Annotated in this window: 21 protein-coding genes; all 21 read left to right on the top strand. The window is 68.0% G+C overall.

Translation table 11 applies throughout. From position 1 onward, the window contains the following. The first annotated feature begins 13 nt into the window (after positions 1-13). The 21 genes from ACWDBE_RS11795 to ACWDBE_RS11695 all read left to right on the top strand — a co-directional run bounded on the left by ACWDBE_RS11795 (position 14) and on the right by ACWDBE_RS11695 (position 19,099). Positions 14-379: a hypothetical protein gene (locus ACWDBE_RS11795; protein WP_449807878.1), complete on the top strand. Its 366-nt coding sequence runs from the start codon at positions 14-16 to the stop codon at positions 377-379. A 9-nt stretch (positions 380-388) separates the two neighbouring features. After that, entirely contained in the window at positions 389-820 is a 432-nt protein-coding gene (locus tag ACWDBE_RS11790; protein ID WP_449807877.1) for a hypothetical protein, read from the top strand. Positions 821-832: 12 nt separating this feature from the next. Then, positions 833-1,840 carry a phage tail tube protein gene (locus tag ACWDBE_RS11785; RefSeq protein WP_449807876.1) on the top strand — a complete coding sequence of 336 codons (1,008 nt, stop codon included), beginning with the start codon at positions 833-835 and terminating at the stop codon, positions 1,838-1,840. Then, positions 1,833-2,261: an HK97 gp10 family phage protein gene (locus ACWDBE_RS11780; protein WP_449807875.1), complete on the top strand. Its 429-nt coding sequence runs from the start codon at positions 1,833-1,835 to the stop codon at positions 2,259-2,261. The genes ACWDBE_RS11785 and ACWDBE_RS11780 overlap by 8 nt, the downstream gene beginning before the upstream one ends. 9 nt (positions 2,262-2,270) lie before the next feature. Beyond that, on the top strand, positions 2,271-2,543 hold the full coding sequence (locus ACWDBE_RS11775; RefSeq protein ID WP_449807874.1) for a hypothetical protein: 273 nt from the start codon (positions 2,271-2,273) through the stop codon (positions 2,541-2,543). A gap of 273 nt (positions 2,544-2,816) precedes the next feature. Further along, positions 2,817-5,006, top strand: coding sequence for a phage tail tape measure protein (locus ACWDBE_RS11770; RefSeq protein ID WP_449807873.1), 2,190 nt, complete (start codon positions 2,817-2,819; stop codon positions 5,004-5,006). 52 nt (positions 5,007-5,058) lie between these two features. After that, on the top strand, positions 5,059-5,835 hold the full coding sequence (locus tag ACWDBE_RS11765; protein WP_449807872.1) for a hypothetical protein: 777 nt from the start codon (positions 5,059-5,061) through the stop codon (positions 5,833-5,835). A gap of 49 nt (positions 5,836-5,884) precedes the next feature. Further along, positions 5,885-6,940 carry a hypothetical protein gene (locus tag ACWDBE_RS11760; RefSeq protein WP_449807871.1) on the top strand — a complete coding sequence of 352 codons (1,056 nt, stop codon included), beginning with the start codon at positions 5,885-5,887 and terminating at the stop codon, positions 6,938-6,940. A gap of 37 nt (positions 6,941-6,977) precedes the next feature. Beyond that, entirely contained in the window at positions 6,978-7,727 is a 750-nt protein-coding gene (locus ACWDBE_RS11755; RefSeq protein WP_449807870.1) for a hypothetical protein, read from the top strand. An 8-nt stretch (positions 7,728-7,735) separates the two neighbouring features. Then, the gene (locus tag ACWDBE_RS11750) at positions 7,736-8,002 is read left to right on the top strand and encodes a hypothetical protein (protein WP_449807869.1); all 267 of its coding nucleotides are present in this window, start codon (positions 7,736-7,738) and stop codon (positions 8,000-8,002) included. A 23-nt stretch (positions 8,003-8,025) separates the two neighbouring features. Further along, complete coding sequence (locus tag ACWDBE_RS11745) at positions 8,026-9,447, top strand: hypothetical protein (protein WP_449807868.1); 1,422 nt, start codon at positions 8,026-8,028, stop codon at positions 9,445-9,447. A 98-nt stretch (positions 9,448-9,545) separates the two neighbouring features. Next, on the top strand, positions 9,546-10,322 hold the full coding sequence (locus tag ACWDBE_RS11740; protein ID WP_449807867.1) for a peptidoglycan-binding protein: 777 nt from the start codon (positions 9,546-9,548) through the stop codon (positions 10,320-10,322). 97 nt (positions 10,323-10,419) lie between these two features. Next, complete coding sequence (locus ACWDBE_RS11735; RefSeq protein WP_449807866.1) at positions 10,420-10,638, top strand: hypothetical protein; 219 nt, start codon at positions 10,420-10,422, stop codon at positions 10,636-10,638. Beyond that, positions 10,635-11,204 carry a deoxynucleotide monophosphate kinase family protein gene (locus tag ACWDBE_RS11730; protein ID WP_449807865.1) on the top strand — a complete coding sequence of 190 codons (570 nt, stop codon included), beginning with the start codon at positions 10,635-10,637 and terminating at the stop codon, positions 11,202-11,204. Before ACWDBE_RS11735 ends, ACWDBE_RS11730 begins: the two co-directional genes overlap by 4 nt. Before the next feature lie 167 nt (positions 11,205-11,371). Further along, a complete protein-coding gene (locus tag ACWDBE_RS11725; protein ID WP_449807864.1) occupies positions 11,372-12,604 on the top strand; it encodes a hypothetical protein in 1,233 nt (410 codons plus the stop codon). 61 nt (positions 12,605-12,665) lie between these two features. Next, on the top strand, positions 12,666-12,875 hold the full coding sequence (locus tag ACWDBE_RS11720; RefSeq protein ID WP_449807863.1) for a hypothetical protein: 210 nt from the start codon (positions 12,666-12,668) through the stop codon (positions 12,873-12,875). 227 nt (positions 12,876-13,102) lie between these two features. Further along, complete coding sequence (locus tag ACWDBE_RS11715; protein WP_449807862.1) at positions 13,103-13,942, top strand: hypothetical protein; 840 nt, start codon at positions 13,103-13,105, stop codon at positions 13,940-13,942. 142 nt (positions 13,943-14,084) lie between these two features. Then, positions 14,085-14,786 (top strand): recombination directionality factor, encoded by a 702-nt coding sequence (locus tag ACWDBE_RS11710; protein WP_449807861.1) that lies wholly within the window; start codon positions 14,085-14,087, stop codon positions 14,784-14,786. A 60-nt stretch (positions 14,787-14,846) separates the two neighbouring features. Further along, on the top strand, positions 14,847-15,890 hold the full coding sequence (locus ACWDBE_RS11705) for a DNA cytosine methyltransferase (RefSeq protein WP_449807860.1): 1,044 nt from the start codon (positions 14,847-14,849) through the stop codon (positions 15,888-15,890). A 262-nt stretch (positions 15,891-16,152) separates the two neighbouring features. Next, positions 16,153-16,677 carry a hypothetical protein gene (locus ACWDBE_RS11700; RefSeq protein WP_449807859.1) on the top strand — a complete coding sequence of 175 codons (525 nt, stop codon included), beginning with the start codon at positions 16,153-16,155 and terminating at the stop codon, positions 16,675-16,677. Continuing rightward, entirely contained in the window at positions 16,664-19,099 is a 2,436-nt protein-coding gene (locus ACWDBE_RS11695) for a phage/plasmid primase, P4 family (RefSeq protein ID WP_449807858.1), read from the top strand. Before ACWDBE_RS11700 ends, ACWDBE_RS11695 begins: the two co-directional genes overlap by 14 nt. Positions 19,100-19,185: the final 86 nt, after the last annotated feature.

Raw genomic sequence — 19,185 nt, 5'->3', positions numbered from 1 at the left:
GAAGGGGGGATGGATGACGTACGCGACGATCGCCGACGTCCGGGCCCTGGACGGCATGGACGACACGGCGCTCTTCCCGGACTCCACAGTCAGTGACGCTCTGGCGTACGCGGTGGAGACGGTGGAGTCGTACACGGGTCGTACCTGGGAGGGGACGGATGCTCCGCCGGAGACGGTCCGGTGGTGTGTGCGCACGCTGGCCCGGCAGTACCTCTTGGATCTTGTCTCGCGCATTCCGGACCGCGCGCTCCAGCTCCAGAGCGAGTTCGGGTCCGTTCAGCTCGCCCAGGCGGGAGGGACGTGGCGTCCGACGTCGCTGCCTGAGGTGAACGCGCAGTTGAACAGGTACCGGGTCCGGCTGCCCTTCTTCTTCCTGTAGGGGGTGGCCGTGGCGATCATCTTCGAGACGAAGGTTCGGCTCTTCGAAGCGCTCAAGACGAGCGTGGCCGCCGGGGTTCAGGTCACCTTCGCCGACGCTGGGAAGGCGGACCGGCGGTCCCAGGTCTGGCTTGGCGAGACGACCGAAGACGACCTTGAGCCGGTCGCGATGCGGGCCGGGCAGCGCAAGCCGACGGCCGTGAGCGGGCTCGTGGAAGCCCACGCGCTGGTGATCTCGCCCGGTGGTCCGATTGCGGCGGAGCGGGCCGTCTACGAGCTGCGCGAAGCCGTCGAAGCGGCGTGCCGGCTGATCGACCCGGCGACGGTTCCGGGGCTGACCGACGTACGGCCGGAGTCCGTCCAGGTGGACACGGCCGAGACACCAGACGGCGCGTACAGCGCGCTGACCGTCCGCGTCCGGGTGCGCGGACGACAGACATAACGGGGGGTTCACATGGCGCTTGACGCATCTGTTGGTATCGGCGCTGAGACCGAGTACGGCACCGCCGCTACCGTCATCACCGGCTACGAAGGCAAGGCCGACTCGTGGAAGGTCTCGCGGGAGTTCGTGGAGTCCGTGGGCTTCCGGGCCGGTCTCCAGACTGCCCGCGCCGACCGCCGCAACGTGGTCAACATGGGCGGTGAAGGTGAGCTAGAGATCGATCTTCTGGACGTCGGCGCCGTGGATCTGTTGCGGGCCGTCTTCGACAAGCACACGTCGACCGAGAAGGCCGGTCTGACCACGCACGTCTTCGAGACGTCCACCTACTCCGGGGCCCCGTCCTGGACGGCCCAGATGGTCCGGCCGACCGTCGAAGGGACGCGCGTCGCATACCGCCATGTCGGCTGCGTGGCAACGGAGTTCACATTCTCCGCGGACCTGAAGGGGGCCGTGTCGCTGAAGGTGGCGTTCGACTTCCAAGACGTCAGCCACTCGAAGTCGGCGGCTCAGATCCTCGCACCGGCCTACCCGGTGGAGGCGCGCGCCTACGACTGGACGCGGACGGCGATCACGCTGAAGCGCGGGGGCGTCTCGGCCCCGCTGGACTCGTCCAAGTTCGAGATCAAGGCGGACCTTGGGCTCAAGACCGACCGGCGGTTCCTGCGCGGAACTCCGCTGAAGAAGCGCCCGGTCCGCGCCGCTATCCCGTCCTTCGAAGGCTCCAGCGAAGGGGAGTTCACGGACGCCGCGCTCCCGCTGTACGAGTCGTTCCTAGCGGGTGACGTGCTCGGTCTGGCCGTCGATCTCGTCGGGCTCACCCCGGGCACGTCCATGCGCTGGGAGCTGCCCGCCGTCCAGCTCACCGGGGAGTCACCGGAAGCGAGCGTGGACGACGTGACCGCCATGAAGACCCCGTTCCGCATCCTCGACCCGGGCGACGGCACACCCGCGATGCGCGTGACCTACGTGGAGCCGTCCGCGACCCCGGTCGCCCCGCCGTCCGGCGGCTCCGGTGGCTGAGTCCGCGTTCACCACCCGAGTAGAAGGGCTGGACGAGCTGAAGCGCGCGCTGCGGCAGCTCAAGGACCGGGACCTGAACAAGGCCGTGCGGGAGGTCAACAAGAGCGCCGCGGAGATCGTGAAGCCGGAAGCCCGGAAGACGGCGCCCGCCGGCCACCGAACCCCGAAGTCGTCGAAGAAGTACAAGCCGGGTCGGCTGGCCGCGTCAATCGCTGTTGTGGCGTCCGCCAACTCCGCAGTGATCAAGGCCGGTTCGGCGTCCCGGGTGCCGTACGCGGGGGCGATCCACTTCGGCTTCCCGCGGCGTCACATCCGCCCGAACAGGTTCTTGTTCCGCGCCATGGCGCGCACGTCGGACGAAGTCGCCGACACGTACGAGCGCGAGATCACGGCCGTGATCCGCGACAAGATCGAAAGCTAGGGGGACCTCATGGTGAAGAAGACCGCTACCGGCGACATGGGCGAGCTGCTGTCCATCGACATCGACTCGCTGTCGATCGAGGAGATCGAGACCATCGAAGAGATCATCGACGGTCCGCTTGACGCGCTGGCCAAGCCCGGAGCCCGCAAGGGGAAGATGATGCGCGCCATGGCCGTGGTACTGAAGCGGCGCACCGATCCTGACTTCTCGATCGAGGAAGCGGGGCGGCTCCGGATCTCGCTGAAGACGAAGCCGAAGGACCCTACCGCGCTCAGCGCGTAGTGACCTGCGCCCGTCTCGTCCAGCACTACCGGGGGCTCACCTGGACGGACGTGCGCGGCATGGCGCTGAGGGACTACAACACGCTCGTGGAGCAGATGACGCAAGACCTGGAAGAGCAGGCGCGGGCGGAGGGGCGGTCGCGCCGGGGCCCGGGTGGGGAGCGGAGGACGCCGGTCATGACGTGACGGCGGAGCGGTCGGCGGTGGGCGCTGGGGGGTGCCCCCGCCGGCTGGCAGCACGACGCGGAAGTACGGGGGATCGGGGGGTCCGCGTATGGCCAAGCCAATCAAGATCACACTACTTGGCGACATCACCGACCTAGCCGAGAAGCTGGGCGAAGGGGCGAAGGAAGTCGAGTCCTTCGGGAAGAAGGCCGGGAAGGCTGCGCTCATCGGCGGCGGGCTCGTCGGCGCGGGACTCACGGCCGGACTCGTGGAAGCCCTGGACCGGGACAAGAACAACGACCTGTTGGCCGCCCAGGTCGGGGCCACGCCGGATCAGGCGCGGACGCTGGGAGAGGCTGCGGGCCGCATCTTCGGTGACGGCCTGGGTGATTCCGTAGAGCAGATCAACGAGGGTTTGAAATCCTTGTGGCAGGGCGGGCTTGTGCCGGCCGGAGCGACCGCCCAGGAGATCGAGGGCATCGGCGGGAAGCTGCTGAATGTCTCGAAAATTATGAACGAGGATTTGGGTCCGACCGCCAAAACCGCCGGGACCATGGTCAGAACCGGAATGGCCAAGGACTTCGATCAGGCCATGGATATCCTCGTTCGAGGAACGCAGCTCGGCGTCAACGCCAACGAAGACTTGCTGGACACCTTCAACGAATACAGCGTTCAGTTCAAAAAAGTCGGAATGGACGGTCCGACGGCGCTCGGACTGATGAACCAGGCGCTCAGGGCGGGTGCGCGCGATGCCGACGTTGCGAGCGATGCGATCAAGGAATTCAGCCTCCGAGCAATTGACGGCACCGCCGGATCGGCGGACGCCTACAAGGCGCTCGGCCTGAATGCCAAGCAAATGACCGCGACCATTGCGGCCGGCGGCCCGAAAGCTGCGGAAGCGACGCAGCTGGTCTTCGACAAAATGAAGGCACTGAAGGACCCGGTCGAGAAAAACACGGTTGCCGTAGGGCTTTTCGGCACCCAGGCCGAGGATCTGGGTAGTGCGTTGGCGGCCATGGACCCGAAAACGGCGGTGTCCACTTTGGGGGAAGTCGCCGGAGCCGCCGAAAAGGCGGGAAACACGCTCAACGACAATGCGTCCACGCGTTTGGCCGCCTTCGGAAGGCAGGCGCAACAGGTTTTTGTGGACGTGATCGACCGGTATGCGCTGCCGGTGATCGACAAGGCCACGTCGAAGTTCCACACCCTGGGCGAAGCGGTCAGTGCGGGCGTCGACTTCGTGGAGCGCTACCGGACTCCGATCACGGCCGTCGCCGGGGTGATCGGCGTCATCCTGCTGCCGTCGCTTGTGGCATGGGGGGTCACCTCCGCCCAGGCCGGAGCCGCCAACGTTCTGGCCTGGGTGACGAGCACGGGCAGCGCGACCACCGGGGCGGCCAGTCAGGTGCTCGCGCACTGGGCTGTGATCGGCGGGTGGATCAAGTCGGGCGCCCAGGCGGTGCTGTCCGGCGGGCTCGTGGTCGGGCAGTGGGTGATGATGGGCGCCGAGTCCCTGGTTCAGGCCGCCAGGATGGCCGCGGCATGGCTGATCGCCATCGGGCCGGCTGCGCTGGTCATTGCGGCGGTTGTCGGCGTTGCCCTGTTGATCTGGCAGAACTGGGACAAGGTCAAACAGTGGACGGGCGAAGCCTGGGACTGGGTCGTTGCGAAGCTCAAGCAAGCGGTCGACTTCATGGTGTGGCTCTTCCTGAACTTCACCGGGCCGGGGTTGTTGATCAAGCACTGGGACGCGATCAAGGCAGCGACCGCGGCAGCCTTCCAGTGGGTCCAGGACAAGGCCCGTGCAGGGCTAGACGGCGTGATCAGTTTCTTCACGTCCCTGCCGGGGCGGATCGCTTCGGCAGCCGGCGCCGTGCGGGACGCGGGCGCCCGGATCGGTGGCGTTGTGATCGACGGCATCTCGTCAGGCCTGTCGAAGCTGACCGGGTTCGCGGCCAGTCTGGCGGACGCCGTCCGGGGCGCGGCCAAGGGTGCGATCAACGCTGTGATCGACCTTCTGAACTGGGCGATCCCGGACAGGCTGGGCTGGGGCCCGGTCTCGATCAACCTGCCTCCCAACCCGATCCCGAAGATCCGTGCCGCGGGCGGTCCGGCGTCCGGACGGGTCCGGGTGGGTGAGCGCGGGCCGGAGGAGGTGTGGCTGCCGAAGGGGTCGACCGTCGTCCCCAACCACGCCATGGCCGGTGGAGGCGGGGTCGTGGTCAACGTCCAGACGAACGCGGACCCGTTCGCGATCGGCCGGGAAGTCGCGTGGGCGCTCCGTGTGGCACCGCGCTAGGTCACGGATTACGTAATCCGTGACAGCTCAACAAGGGGGGAACATGGCGGAGTTGGACGAGTGGACGTGTGAGTACTCCGGGCTGCTGATCGGCTCGTCCGACTCCGCCCTGTCCCTGGTCGGGGTGGATGGGCTTCTGTCGCTGCCGGATGTCCGTTCCTCCGATCTCGTACTCATTCAGCGCAAGGGACGGTGGCCGGGAGACGACATCCTTGACGGCCGGCCGGTCACGCTGACGATCGAGGTGTACGGGAGGACACCGGAGGAGTTCTCCACCGCCTGGGCGGCGCTGACAGCGGCCTACCGGGTCGGGCGCCCGGAGCTGCCGTTCCGGTTCCGCTTCCCGGGGATCGCCGCCGGGGAGACCGCCTACGTCATGGCGCGTCCGAGGAAGCGCGGCGGGTCCATCGACCTGTCCTTCGCCTACGGGGTGTCGACGGTGCCGATCGAGCTGTACGCGACGGACCCGAAGATCTACGCGGAGTCGTCGCGGAAGGTGAGGGCGAGCAGCCGCACCGGATCGCCGGTGTTCACTCAGCGGGGCTCCGTCCCGGCACGGCCGATCGTTGAGATCACCAACGCCAAGAACCCTGTGCTGACCGATGAGTTGACAGGGCAGGCCTTCGGCATCGCGTACACCGGGTCCGTGACGGTGGACAGCGCCGCGGAAGTCGTCCGGTCGTCGGCAGGCGGGGATATCACCGGGCTCGTGACCCCGGGCTCCGTCTGGCCGGAGTACGAAGCCGGGAAGCACCGGCTCACGCTCGTCAGCGAGAACAAGGACGTGGAAGCAACGGCCGTGCTGACGTGGCGCGAAGCCTGGGAGTAGTGGGGGCTGGAAGGGCTTGCGCTCTAGGGGGAGCCGAGGAGGTGAGCCCATGGCGCGCTACGAACTGCTCCAGACGAAGCTGAAGACCGGCGAAGTCGTCGCCGCGTTGCCGGCTGCCGCGATCTCGTACACCGAGACGTTGAACCAATCGGGCACCGGGACGTTCGGCATCCCGCTGAACGCGCCCCAGGCCGACCCGGAGAAGCTGTTTCCGGGCGGCTCCGGGCTCGTGGTCGTCCGCGACGACGAACCGGTGTGGGGCGGAATTCTGTGGTCGGCTGCCGCGGACCTTGCCGCCGGGACGCTGAGCCTGGGGGCGTCCGGCTACCACAGTCACTACCGGGGCCGTCACATGGTCGATGGCTTCGATGCCGAAGAGTGGGACATAGCCGATCTGCTGCGGACGTGGCTCTACCGGGTCAACGCGGTGAACACCGACCTGGACGAGCTGGAGCCCACCGGCCGGAAACGGACCCGGCAGTGGACGAAGTACGAGCTGAAGAACGTCGCCGAAGCCGTGGAGCAGATGGCCGACAACATCGGCGGCTACAACTTCCGCTACGCGTCGTACTGGAAGGAGCCCGGCAAGGTCGTCGGGAACCGATTCCTGATCTCCGACCGGTCCGGCAGCGCGACGGCGCACCACTTGACGCACGGCGTCAACTGCGAAGTGCGGCAGGTGACGTACGACTCCACGGCCCTGGCAACAGCCGCGTACGCGGTCGGTGCCGACAACGGTGCCGGAGAGAAGCTGGTCGGCATCGCACAGAACTCCGAACTCGTGGAGCGCATCCCGACGAAGCAGATCGTGACCACCTACTCCGACGTGAAGGAGACGGAAACGCTCCTCACGAAGGCCCAGGCGACGGTGAACGCGGGCCGGGCCCCGACGGCGATTCCGACCCTGACGCTCTACCCCGGTGTCCGGCCACAGGACTACCTGCCCGGGGACGTGTGCGTGGTGGTCGCCGACTCGGGATACGTCGCCCTGGCCGACGAGTTCGTCTTGACCGAGCGCACCACCGGCGTCGACACCAACGGCCGCGAAACCATCGGACTCGCCCTAGCGAACAAGGGAATCTTCTCCAATGCCATCCCCAGTTAACGCCCTCCCGCCGTCGCTCCTGACGGAGATTGCCGACATGCAGCGCCGCTTGACCGCCGTGGAACGGGCGCCGGCTCCGGTCAACACCTTCGACCGCTACCCGGTCGCGGAGTGGGACCCGACGGCCCGTGGCACCATCGCCGACAACGTGTGGCACGCGGTCAGCATCGCCGACGTGACCGGCATGGTCTTCGATCGGCTGGAGACCAAGTTCATCACCTACAACGTGCTCAAGGGGAGACGGGAGCCAGAGATCCGGCTGGCCGCGTTCCGGCACGGCCGGGACGGCGGAAAGCAGATCGTTTCCGCTTCCAGCACGTGGCAGCTCGTCGGCAACGAGAAGCCCTATCTGGCCGCGGGCATGATCCGCTGGATTCACGGCATCCCGCACGGCTGGGAGTACGCCCGGGACACCGACGTCTACACCGTGGAACTCCAGCTCCGGTACGCGGTCGGCCCGGAGCCGGTTCCGACGGCGCGAATGTACGTGCTGGCCGCACTTGACTCGGCCAGCACCGAGGGCCTTGAGTACCGAGGCGTCTTCGAGGAAGACGGGACGTGGCGGTTCGCGCCAATGGCCCGGGACGGCTCTGAGTACAGCGCCCAGCTCCTGAACTACCCGCTCCCCGGAGAGCACGGGAAGGCCCAGCTCTCCGGTATGCAGTACTGCGTTGGTCTCCCCGCCGTCCGCGTGCCCGACGCGACGTCTGCCGGGACGCTGACCTACGACCTGGAGTGGAAGACGGTGCGCGCCCCCGACCTGAACGAACCCGTCATGAACCTCTAGGAGGGGCCGTGAACATCACGGAAGCGCTCGGCGGGGCGGAGATCCTGGCGCCCGCCGCCGTCTTCGCGGTCTTCAGTCTCCAGCGCTGGAAGTCGGGTCTTCACGCGGCGTGGCGGGAGGAAGCGGAGGCGTACCGGGCCCGTGCTGAACGGCTGGACGAAGACGTGGCTCGGCTCGTCGCCGAAGTCCGGGAGCTTCGCCGGGAGAACGCTGCTCTTCGCGCGGAGATCCGGAGCATCTGGAAGACCGGAGACACCGAGTCACGGATTACGTAATCCGTGACGGAACAGGGGGGACCTTGACCACGCCACCGCCGGGACTCCCGGCCAACATCCCGACCGTGCGCGTCCACGGGCGGTACCTGGGGCCGGACGGGCGCCCCCTTGCCGGGACTGTGACGTTCACGGCACCGGCACTTCTCACCTTCGCCGACTCCGATGTGTTCGTGGCCGGTCCGGTCGTCGCTACGTTGGACGAGTTCGGCCGGGTCGCGACCACTCTGCCGGCTACCGACGCCCCGGGCATGAACCCCACGGGGTGGTCCTACTCGGTCCGGGAGAACCTGACGGGGGTCGTCGGCAGCCGCACCTACGCCATGCTCGCGCCGAAGGCCGTGCTCGAAGTCGACCTTGCCGACATTGCCCCCGCGGACCCGACCACGCCCACTTACGTGCCGGTGCCCGGCCCCCAGGGTGAGACCGGACCGGCCGGAGCCCAGGGGCCGAAGGGCGACCCCGGAGCGGCGTCGACCGTGCCGGGACCGAAGGGCGACAAGGGCGACACCGGGGCGCCCGGACCCCAGGGCCCGAAGGGCGACACCGGGGCGACCGGAGCCCAGGGCCCGAAGGGCGACCCCGGAGCCGGTTCGGTGAACTCCGTGAACGGCAGGCTGGGGCCAGATATCCAGCTGGACGCGGCCGGCGTCGGCGCCGTCTCCAGTTCCGCGGTCGGTGCTGCCGGTGGCGTGGCCCCGCTAAACTCCTTCGGGAACGTTCCGACCACCAACCTGCCCAACCTGTCGACGCTCTACGTGGACGTGAAGACCAGGGGTGCGGCCAACGGCGTGGCCACGCTGGACGGTTCCAGCCGGCTGCCCGTCGCCCAGCTCCCCGCGGTCGTCGCAAGGAACACCTGGACGCCCCAGGCGTTGGGTTTCGCGGCGTGGAACCTTGACCCTGCCGGGGTCACGAACCCTACGGCGATCAAGTACGCCAAGTTGAACAGGCTGTACCTGTCCGGCATCCACATCACGGAGCCCACGGCGGTGTCTCATCTGTGCGTCTTCGCGCGCGGCTGGGGCGGTTCCGCGGTGGCACCGAATGCCCGCTTCGAAGCATCGCTGTACCGCGAGTCCGGCGAGATCATCATGTACAGCGGAGACCTCTGGCAGCTGGAGCCCGCGGGGCAGTTCCCGGGCGCATCGGCGCCCGCGAAGACCAACCACATCGGGGCCGTCCCGCTGTCGCTCGGCCAGACCATGACCCTTCAGCCGGGCCGCTACTACGGCGCGTTCCTGATGAGGCAGGGCGGTGCATCGGACTTCGCGTACATGCACGTCGGCAACGAGAGCCCGTCGAACCCGGCCAACTATTTCCTGCCGTCCGCCGGCTTCGAGCGCGAGAAGTACCTGGACAGCATCGACCACTGTCCGCAGAACCTCAGCGGAGCGGCATTCAAAGGCGACCACGACATTCCGATCGTGGCTCTCGCCAACCTCTGAGACCGCCAACCAGCCTCGCCCCGCCGGGACTTCCTGCGGGGCTTCTTCACGCCCAGAACAAGGGGGACTTTATGGCGTGGTACCCGAATGCCCGAAAGATGGAACTCCAGCCGGAGAGCGACGCCCAGCCGGCGATCCGCCCGACTCAGGTGATCTTCCACAGCATCGCTGCCCCGTGGTCCGGTGAGCGGACGTATCAGTACTGGCGCGACTCCACCAACCTGGAATCCCACTTCTACGCCGGGTTCAGCGGAGAGGTGTACCAGTACATCGGCACCCAGACCCGCGCCGATGCGCAGATGTACGCTAACCGCCGCTCCGACGGCACCGGCGCCGTCTCCGTGGAGACCGCCAGCAACCTTCAGCACAGCGACCCGTGGACCGATGCGCAGATCGAAGCCCTAATCGGCATCGGGGTGTGGATGCACCGACAGCACGGCATCCCGCTCCGAATCTGCCAGAGCTGGACCGACCCGGGCTTCGGCATCCACCGGATGTACCCCCAGTGGTCCGACGGCGGAACCGCCTGCCCCGGCGACGCGCGCGCCGCCCAGTTCCGCGACCGGGTGTTCCCGGGCATCGTTGCCGCGATCAACGGCGGCGGCTCGTCGGGGGGTTCGGGCTCGTCGCTGGCCCCGTTCCCCGGTGCTGGCTTCTTCCGCGCGGGTCAGCACTCGGACCTGATCACGCGCCTGGGTCAGCGACTGGTCGAAGAGGGCTGCGGGCGGTACTCCGTCGGCCCCGGCCCGGACTGGGGACCGGCAGACCAGCGGTCGTACGCCGCGTGGCAGCGCAAGTGCGGCTACTCCGGCAGCGCCGCCGACGGCATCCCTGGCGAAGCGTCGTGGGCGCGCCTCCGTGTTCCCACCAACTGACCGACCCACCCAAGTCAACGGCCCCGACTGGCCGTTCGCTGACGGGCTCCAGCCGCCCCGGCCGGAGCCGGACAACCGACAGAGAGGTACCACCAACATGACCTTCGTCCGTACCCACGCTGCCCGCCTGTACGCCCTGGCGGTCGCCGTTCTGGCGCTCGTCGCCCACTTCGTCCCGGAGCTGCCGTCCGCGCTCGTCCTGGGTGTCGTCGCCGCGGCGCTGGGTGTCGGTGAGGCGGTCCACCGTGTGACCGGCCCGACCCCGGAGACCGCCACGCCGGCTGAGACCGCCGTTCCGTCCGAGGCAGGCGAGTGACCGTCCCCGGCATCGCGCTCGTCGGCAAGGCCCGGAGCGGCAAGGACACCTTCGCCGCGCGACTGGTGGAGCGCTACTCCTACACCAAAGCGGCCTTCGCCGATCCGCTCCGGGCCGTCGCCCTGGCCGCCGACCCCATTGTGTCGGCCGACTCCGGGCACTTCGGCTACCTGCCCGTACGGCTGTCGGAGGTCGTGGAGCGGCACGGCTGGGAGAAGGCGAAGACCACCCTGCCGGAGGTGCGCCGCACGCTCCAGAACTTCGGCCAGGCCGTCCGCGACGTCGACCCGAACTTCTGGTTGAACCTCATGCTGGAGCGTCTGGACGTAGCCGCGTCGTGGAACCTGCCCGTCGTCGTCACGGACACCCGGTACGTCAATGAGGCAACGGCACTTCGGGCCCGCGGTTTCAAGCTCGTCCGGATCGTCCGACCCGGAGCCGGCACACGGGACCACGTCTCCGAAACGGAGTTGGACAACTTCCCGGCGGACGTCACGGTGGCCAACGTCGGGACCGTCGCCGATCTCCACGCCCAGGCCGATCTACTGGTACAGCCCGCCGGCTGACCCCACTGAGCCCCCGCTTCGGCGGGGGCTCTTCGCGTTGTCACGGATTACGTAATCCGTGACTCTCGCGACCTAAGTTCTGAACTTTTCTTGCGCGCCCGACGATCCGTCATTAGTGTACTTCTCGTGCTCGCCGCACCGTGCGGAAGGGCTGGGAGGGAACCGGTATGTGGTACGGAAAGAGCGTTCGGGGCAGGGCACTTCACTTCGGCGAGTACGGCGCGTTGGACGTGGGAAACTATGCGCTGTGCGGGGCGACCGTGCCCGTGGGCAGCCGCTCCGAAAGCAGTGACGGGAAGATGCGGCCCGGGTGCAAGCCGTGCGCCGAGAAGTGGTTGAAGCGGGCCGCTACCGCTCCGAAGACCCAGGGGAAGAAGGACAACTTGAGCACCACCGCTACCACCTCCGGCCGGGACGCCCAGGTGGAGAAGATCCGTAAGGCGATCAAGCGCGCGAACGGGCTCGTCGCCAAGGGGGAGACGGCGAAGGTCGTGACCCTCGGGGGCACGGTCAATGCGCAGATCGACGCTCTCAGCGGCAGGGGTGTCCGGGCGCTTCAGGCGGAGCTGCGCGAGGAGTGGTCCGCAGCGCTCAAGGCTGCGGAGGAGAAGGTGAAGGAGCCCGGCAAGGCCGTCGCCCTTGTCGGCAAGGTCTCCCTTGCGACCGTCCGTTATCAGGACGTGCCCGGCATGGTGGAACTGGTCGAGGAGACCGCCCAGGCGCTTGCCGACGGCGTGGCGCTGGAGCTTGAGACCTACGAACTGGCCCTGAGGATTGCCCGCACCGACTTCCGCGCCCGTATCAAGATCACGAATAAGGACGGTGACCCTGACTGGGTGGGCCGCATGAAGCCGAACAAGGAACGGTCGGCGGAGATCCTGCGCTTGGCTGGCGAGAAGTTCCGGGCTGCGGACGGTGCCGACGCCGACGAGACCGCGGACATGGAGAAGAAGGCCGCGGCAGTGGGCCGCCTTGCCCTTGCGATCAAGAACCAGCGGCAGAACGCCCTTGTGCTGGAGCTGCTGGAGACCGACGCCAATCCGAGCGACGAAGACCGGCGGATCTTTGCGAAGGCCATCGCGGCTCACCCCGATCTCCCAGTTGGGAAGGCTGCCCAGGCCTACTACGGCATGCCGACGGAGCTGAAGAAGGAAGTTGTCGCGTCCTACCGGAAGCCCGAACTGGAAGGCGGCTCCGACGGTGGCGACGGGGATGGAGATGGGGGCGGCGAGAAGCGGACCCCGCTGGAGTTCATCGAACTCAACTTCGCGAAGGCGAAGGCCCAGCTTGTCGCTGCGGAGAAGCGCTCTGCGAAGCTGGACGACGACGGGAAGGCGGCCTTGAAGAAGATGATCACCGAGTTCAAGGCGCTCATGGGCGGCTTCGAGTCCACGCTCTGACCCACCCCCTCCGCCCCGTCCGGGTTCGCCTGGGCGGGGCCCGCTCCGTAGGAGGAGACGCGTGTACCGAGCAGATGCCGGACGGGTCGGCCAGCCGGCGCGGGGCAGCCGGACCTTCGAGACAGCCGACATGGCGGCGCGGCAGCTCTTCGTACTGATCAAGGCGCACGGCTGGGAGGGCAGCGAGGAAGACGCCCTTGCCGTGCTGGCGACCGGTGAGCCCCTGGTCTTCAAGGGCTTCGAGTACCGGGTCACCGAAGTGCCTGCCTGACAGCCCCTACAGCCCCGTTCGACCACCCCCGGTCGGGCGGGGCTTCGCCGTGTCCAGCGGCAGGGTTCGGGGATGGTGAAGTGGTGTTTTGGTGCCCGATCTCAACACCCCCTCTAAGGCCTATAGCAAGTCCAGAACAGCCGCCCAATCGTCAGAACGCCAGCCGTCTGGAAGTCCTTGCGCTCTCCCCCTGAGTGACCGATCCACCCGACCCTGAGGGGGGTTCCATGGGCGCAGTACGCACGATCAAGCGGGGCGGCTCCCGCTTCTACCTGCTGACCGATCAGCCGGACGTCCGGTACCCGGGCGTCACATCCGTGATCAACATGCTACCGAAGGGCTTTCTCCAGTTCTGGGCGGCCAAGCTGACGGCCGAACTCGCTGTCGACAGCCTCCCGTTCGTGGAGCAGATGGCAGCCCGGGACCGCCAGGGGGCCGTCGACTACCTGAAGGGCGCGTCGTCCCGCTACACCCGGATCAGGGCGGACGTCGGCTCGAAGGCGCACGACCTCTTCGAACGGCTGGTCAGGGGTGAGCACGTCGGCGCCGTCCACCCGGACCTTGAGCCGTACAAGGTGCTGTTCCTGGATTTCTTGGCCGCGGTGAACCCGGAGTTGATCCGGGCCGAAGATGTGGCGTGGAGTTCCCGCCACGAGTACGCCGGCTCGTTCGACGCCCTGATCAGGGTGTGGCTGGACGAAGCCGGCAACCCGACCCCGGACCGGAGCGGCCAGGCCGTGGTGCTGCTGGTCGACTGGAAGACCAGCGCGGCCACCTACGCGGACGTCGCGCTCCAGCTCACCGCGTACGCCATGGCGGACCGGCTGATTGCTCCGGACGGCAGCTCCGTGCCCATGCCGGAGATCGACGGTGCCGCGGTGCTGCACATCACCCCGGACGGCTGGGCGCTCAAGCCCGTGCGCGTGGACGAAGAGGTCTTCTCCTTCTTCCTGGCGCTCCGGCGGGTCTTCGACTGGGACCGCGACGTCTCGAAGACCGTGATCGGCAGGGCCATCGCGTCCAGCGCTCAGCGGATGGTGACGGGTACTCAGCGCCGTTCGGGCTGACGGGAAGTCGTCGCGCTCTAGAGGGGGTGGAAGAGGGCGGGGCAGCAGGGGGGCCGGTGGGTGGTCGCGGATTACGTAATCCGTCGTCCGCGAGTGTGGCCCTCCCTCTTCCAACTTCCGAACAAGCATGGGGGGTTGGAGCATGGCGCTTCGCATTTTCGAGACCGATCCGGACGCGCTGCCGAAGGGCAGCTTCGTGGACGAGACGGTTGGCCGCTTCCACAGCGGTAAGCAGGACGAGAACGGTACTCCCGTTGCTCTGGCGAAGTGGCGGATCACCACGGACGATCCGTCGGTGGGTGACGCGGTCGCGCAGCTCTTCGGCGGTGCGGTCGTGATCGACGAGCACTCGGAGGCGGTCCGCAATGTCGAGGTGCAGACCGACCGGGCGACCGTGCTGGTCGTGATCGACGGCCCGGAGGCGCTGACGTCGGACATGAAGCTCTGGAACAGGTCGACGCTCGTGCACCACTGTGACGGCGTGGAGTTCCTGAGCCCGGACGAGCAGAAGGGGCTGAGCTGCGGCTGCCCCCAGCTCATGGAGGAGCGGAAGGCGCTCGCCAAGCGGTTCATGGGGCCGGCGCCGTCGATCAGCCTGACCTTCGCCCTGGCGGACGACGCGGAGCTTGGCAAGTTCCGCTTCTCAACGGGAAGTTGGAAGCTCGCCGAGGAGCTTCACGTCCTGGACAACGCGCTGACGAAGGTCGGTGCTCCGGCGCTCGCTGAGCTGACGCTGACCCTGGTGGAGTACACCACGAAGAAGGGCCGGGACGTCTCGTACTACCGGCCCACGATCAAGGTACTCAAGGCGTACGACGACGCGCTCAGCGACCCGAAGTACTGACCGGCTGGGGGGCTCCGGGGTTCGCCCTGGGGCCCCTTCCTGTCTCGGGGAGGGGGCAGCGTGATTCTGGAACTGTGCGCCGGCTACGGCGGGCTCGGCCTGGCCGTGGAGCATCTGACCGGCGAACGCGTCGGCTGGGTTGCGGAGATCGACCCGCACGCGTCGAAGATCCTCGCGGAGCGGTTCCCGGACGCTCCCAACCTGGGGGATATCACCGGGATCGACTGGGGGGAGCTGGACGGCCAAGTCACCGTGCTGACCGCGGGTTTCCCCTGCCAAGGGATCTCCAACGCGGGACTGAGAAAGGGGTTGGAAGATGAGCGGTCCGCGCTCTGGTTCACTGTCCTGGAAGCGGTTCGCCGTCTTCGACCCGGCATCGTCTTCCTGGAAAATGTCGCTGCGATCCGGCGCCGCGGGCTCGCGGAAGTACTCGGGGGACTGGCCGAAGTCGGGTACGACGTCCGGTGGACGAGCTTTCGAGCTTCCGGAGTTGGAGCCGCCCACCATCGCGACCGCTGGTTCGCCGTCGCGGTCCCGACTTCTGAAAACCCCGACGGCCAACTTGGGCGTCAATGGGGGAGCCCAGCATCCGGACAAGCGGCGCGGTGCTCGTGCAACCTCTGGATCTGCGGGGGGGGGGGGGGGGGGCAGTCTGCCGGTTCCAGGACCCAACCCCACGGGGCAACTCTCGCTGACGAAGTGTGTTTTCTTCTTCCCTACGCCAACCGCCAGCGACGGCTTGGGCGGTCCGGGGACGAGTCCGGCGCGGAAGGGTGGCCTGAACCTTCGGACGCTCGTCATTCTCCTGCCGCATGGTGGGGGGACTACCTGCCCGCCGTCCGGCGCTGGGAGCGGATCTTCGGACGAGCAGCCCCGGCCCCGACCGAACGCGGGCCCCGCGGGGGCATCCGGCTGACGGCGCGCTTCGGGGAATGGCTGATGGGACTGGCGGCCGGCTGGGTCACCGACGTGCCCGGCCTGTCCAGGGGGCAGCAGCTCAAGGCGATCGGCAACGGGGTCGCGCCGCAACAGGCCTACACGGCGTACAAGCATCTGCTGACGTACGCCGACGACGGTCCGGCCGGGGAGACCGACCAGGGCTGACAGATGGTGGGCCGGATCACTCCACTTCCGGGGTGATCCGGCCCTTGTGCTGTCACGGATTACGTAATCCGTGACGGACGGGGGGACGACATGATTCGAGGGATCGACCGGGAGCATGCCCCGGCACTGGGAGACGTGCGCGCACTGGGCGAAGGGGACGTGATTCTCCTTCTTCCCGGGGCGGAGGAGCGGGACGACTGGGCGCGGTACACGGAGGCGATCGGCGCTGCCGTCGGTCGCGGGGCTGACGCCCGGTGGACCCGTGGCTAACGCGAACAAGAGGCAGGGGACGAGCTGGGAGTCCGCCGTCCGGGACTTCCTGAACCGGGTGCTGGGGCTCGTGGACGAGAAGGGCCGGCTGCGCAACCCGTTCGACGCCATGAACGTGCGACGGGTGGCCCAGGAAGGCAGCCGGGATGTGGGAGACGTCCACGCGGTCCCGTTCGTGCTGGAGGCGAAGGACGTCGCGAAGGCAACCGTCCCGACCTGGATTCGTCAGGCCGAAACCGAAGCCGGGCACGCTGGCTTCCCGTTCGGCATCGTGGTCCACAAGCTTCGCCGCGCCAACGTCCGCGCGGGCAAGGTGCACTTCGGCATCCGGACGTGGACCCGCGTGCGGCTCGTCCTGGGACTGAGCACCCGGGAGTTCTACGACCGGTACCGCTTCACGTTCAGCGTGCGCGGTCTCGACTCCGGCAAGTGGTACGCGACGACCGACCTGGAACGGCTCGCCGTGCTGCTGGCCGACGTACGGAACGAGATGGGGGGATCTCGTGCAGCTGAATGACCTACTCGCCAAGTTCGCCGACGTGAGCGAAGAGGCCGATGGTTACCTTGCCCGGTGCCCGGCCCACGGCGACACCCGGCCGTCGCTGCGGATCTGGGTCGGCGAAGACCGCAAGGTCAGGTTGAGCTGCCGGGCAGGCTGCGCAACGGACGACGTCCGCCAGGCCGTGGGGCTCGACTGGTCGGCCTTCTTCGATGTCCAGGGCGACGGCATCACCGTGCCGACTGAGCGCCCGTCGCTCGTCGGGCCCGGTCCGATCGCCGCCCTGGCGGACTACGTGGACCACACGGTCACCGTCCTGGGCAAGCAGGACGACGAGTGGTCGACCCGGGCAGCGCGGTACGCCCGGGACCGCTTCGGGCTCGACCTGGACGCCTGCCGGGACCTGGACGTGGGCGTGGACGACGGGGAGACGATCCCCGGCCTGAAGTGGCGCAGCCGTCCCTTCCTGGCGTACCCGCGGCTGACCGTCCCCCTCCGGGACTTCCGGGGAGTCGTCCACGGCCTACAGGGGCGGGACCTCACCGGGAACTGCCCCGGCCGCTGGGTGGGGCTGAGCAATCCGCGCGGTGCCCGCTGGGGTTTCTACGGCGTGTTCCGCGGCCAGGGCGGCTACGGGACGGCGATCCTCACCGAAGGTCCGGGCGACGGGCTCACCGTGGCCGGTGTCGGCTACGACGCGGTCATGGTTCGCGGGGCTTCCCTGGCGATCAGTCCGGAGCTGATCGAGGAACTGGCCGAAGGCCTACAGGGTTCCCACGTGATTGCCGCGGGCGACAACGACCCGGCGGGGCAGGCGTTCAACCGGGCACTGGCCGAAGGGCTGAAGCCGTACGGCATCACCGTGCACGGGTTGCCGATCCCGGACCACGGCCCGAAGACGGACGTCACCCGGTGGCGGGAGGTCGATCCGGGCGCCTTCCCCGGTGCGTTCCACGCCGCGGTCAAGGCAGCTCGTCCCGTGCCGGTGGGGGTCGACGCGGACGCCCAGGCTGTGGACGCCGAACTCACCGCGCGGACCGGGGCCGGCGCAGTCACCGGAGATCAGGGGGCGGAGGCTGCCCGGGTTCTGGCGGGGCTGATCGGCAAGTTCGGGGAGTCGGATGCGATGAACGCCCATGCCCTGGTGGCTTGGGTGAACGGCAGGATCAAGTACGCGTCGGGGCTGGGCTTCTACGTCTGGAACGGTCGTGCGTGGGAGCAGGACGCTGACGCAGTCCGGCAGCAGGTACACAGGATGGGTGCCGCGCTCGTCCTGGCCGGTGATACCAGGGGTGCGCGCGGTTTCACGATGACGACCAGAATTGACGCCCTGCTGACGGAGCTGCGGAGTGTCCCGACAGTCCGCGTGAAGGCCGCCGATTTCGACGCCCGACCGGAGCTGCTGAGCTTCGCCAACGGGACCGTCGACCTTCGGTCGGGGGTACTTCGCCCGCACGATCCGGCGGACATGCTGACGTACTGCCTCGATGTCGACTACCGGCCGGAGGCGAAGGCGCCGCGCTGGGAGGCCTTCCTTCGGGAGGTGTTCCCGGGCATGCCGGAGATGCCCGCGTACATACAGCGGCTCGTCGGGTATGGCATCACCGGCAGCGCGGACGAACAGGTCTTCGTTGTCGCCTGGGGCAAGGGCGCGAACGGGAAGTCGGTCTTGACCGACACCCTGACGCGGGTGTTCACCTCGATCTCGAAGACGACTCCGTTCAGCACCTTCGAGGAGCGGAACAACGGCGGCATCCCGAACGACGTGGCAGCGCTCCGAGGGGCCAGGCTCGTCTTCGCGTCGGAGGGTGAAAGCGGCAAAGCCATGAGCGAAGCCGTGCTGAAGCGCGTCACGGGCAAGGACGAAGTCACGGCAAGATTTTTGCGAAAGGAGTTCTTCTCCTACCGGCCCAGCTTCCTGTTGGTCCTGGCGACCAACCACCGCCCGCGGCTGCGCGGCCAGGACGAAGGCCTGTGGCGAAGGGTGCGGCTCATCCCGTTCAGGCGCTGGTTCTCCCCGGAGGAGCGCGACCACGGTCTAGACGCGAAGCTCCAAGCCGAAGCCGAAGGCATCGCGGCATGGGCGGTCCGCGGCGCTGTCCAGTGGTACCGCGAAGGGCTCATGGACCCGGCCGAAGTCACCGGAGCGTCCGACGACTTCCGGCAGACGTCGGACGCCCTGGCCGGCTTCTTCCCGGGCGTACTGGAACGGGGCCACGACCACGAGGTGATGAACGGGACGGAGGCCTTCAACCACTACCTGGACTGGGCGGAACAGGAGAACCTGCCGTCGAAGGAGAAGTGGACACGGCGCGCCTTCTACGACGCCATGGAAGAGAGGGGGGTGCCACGGAAGAAGACCGCGAAGGGGGTCGGGCTCGTCGGGCTCCGCCTGCCGGCTGCCGAACCGGCCGCCGCGCCGGGGATCTTCACGAGCTGACAGCACACCGAACAGGGCTCACGGATTACGTAATCCGTGGGCCCTTCGGCATCTCCGGGGGGAGAGATGAAGACTTACCGTCACAC

It is taken from the genome of Kitasatospora sp. NPDC001132 (genome assembly GCF_053598415.1).
Note: the sequence above shows the minus strand (reverse complement) of the source record. Positions and strands in the feature narration are given on the sequence as shown.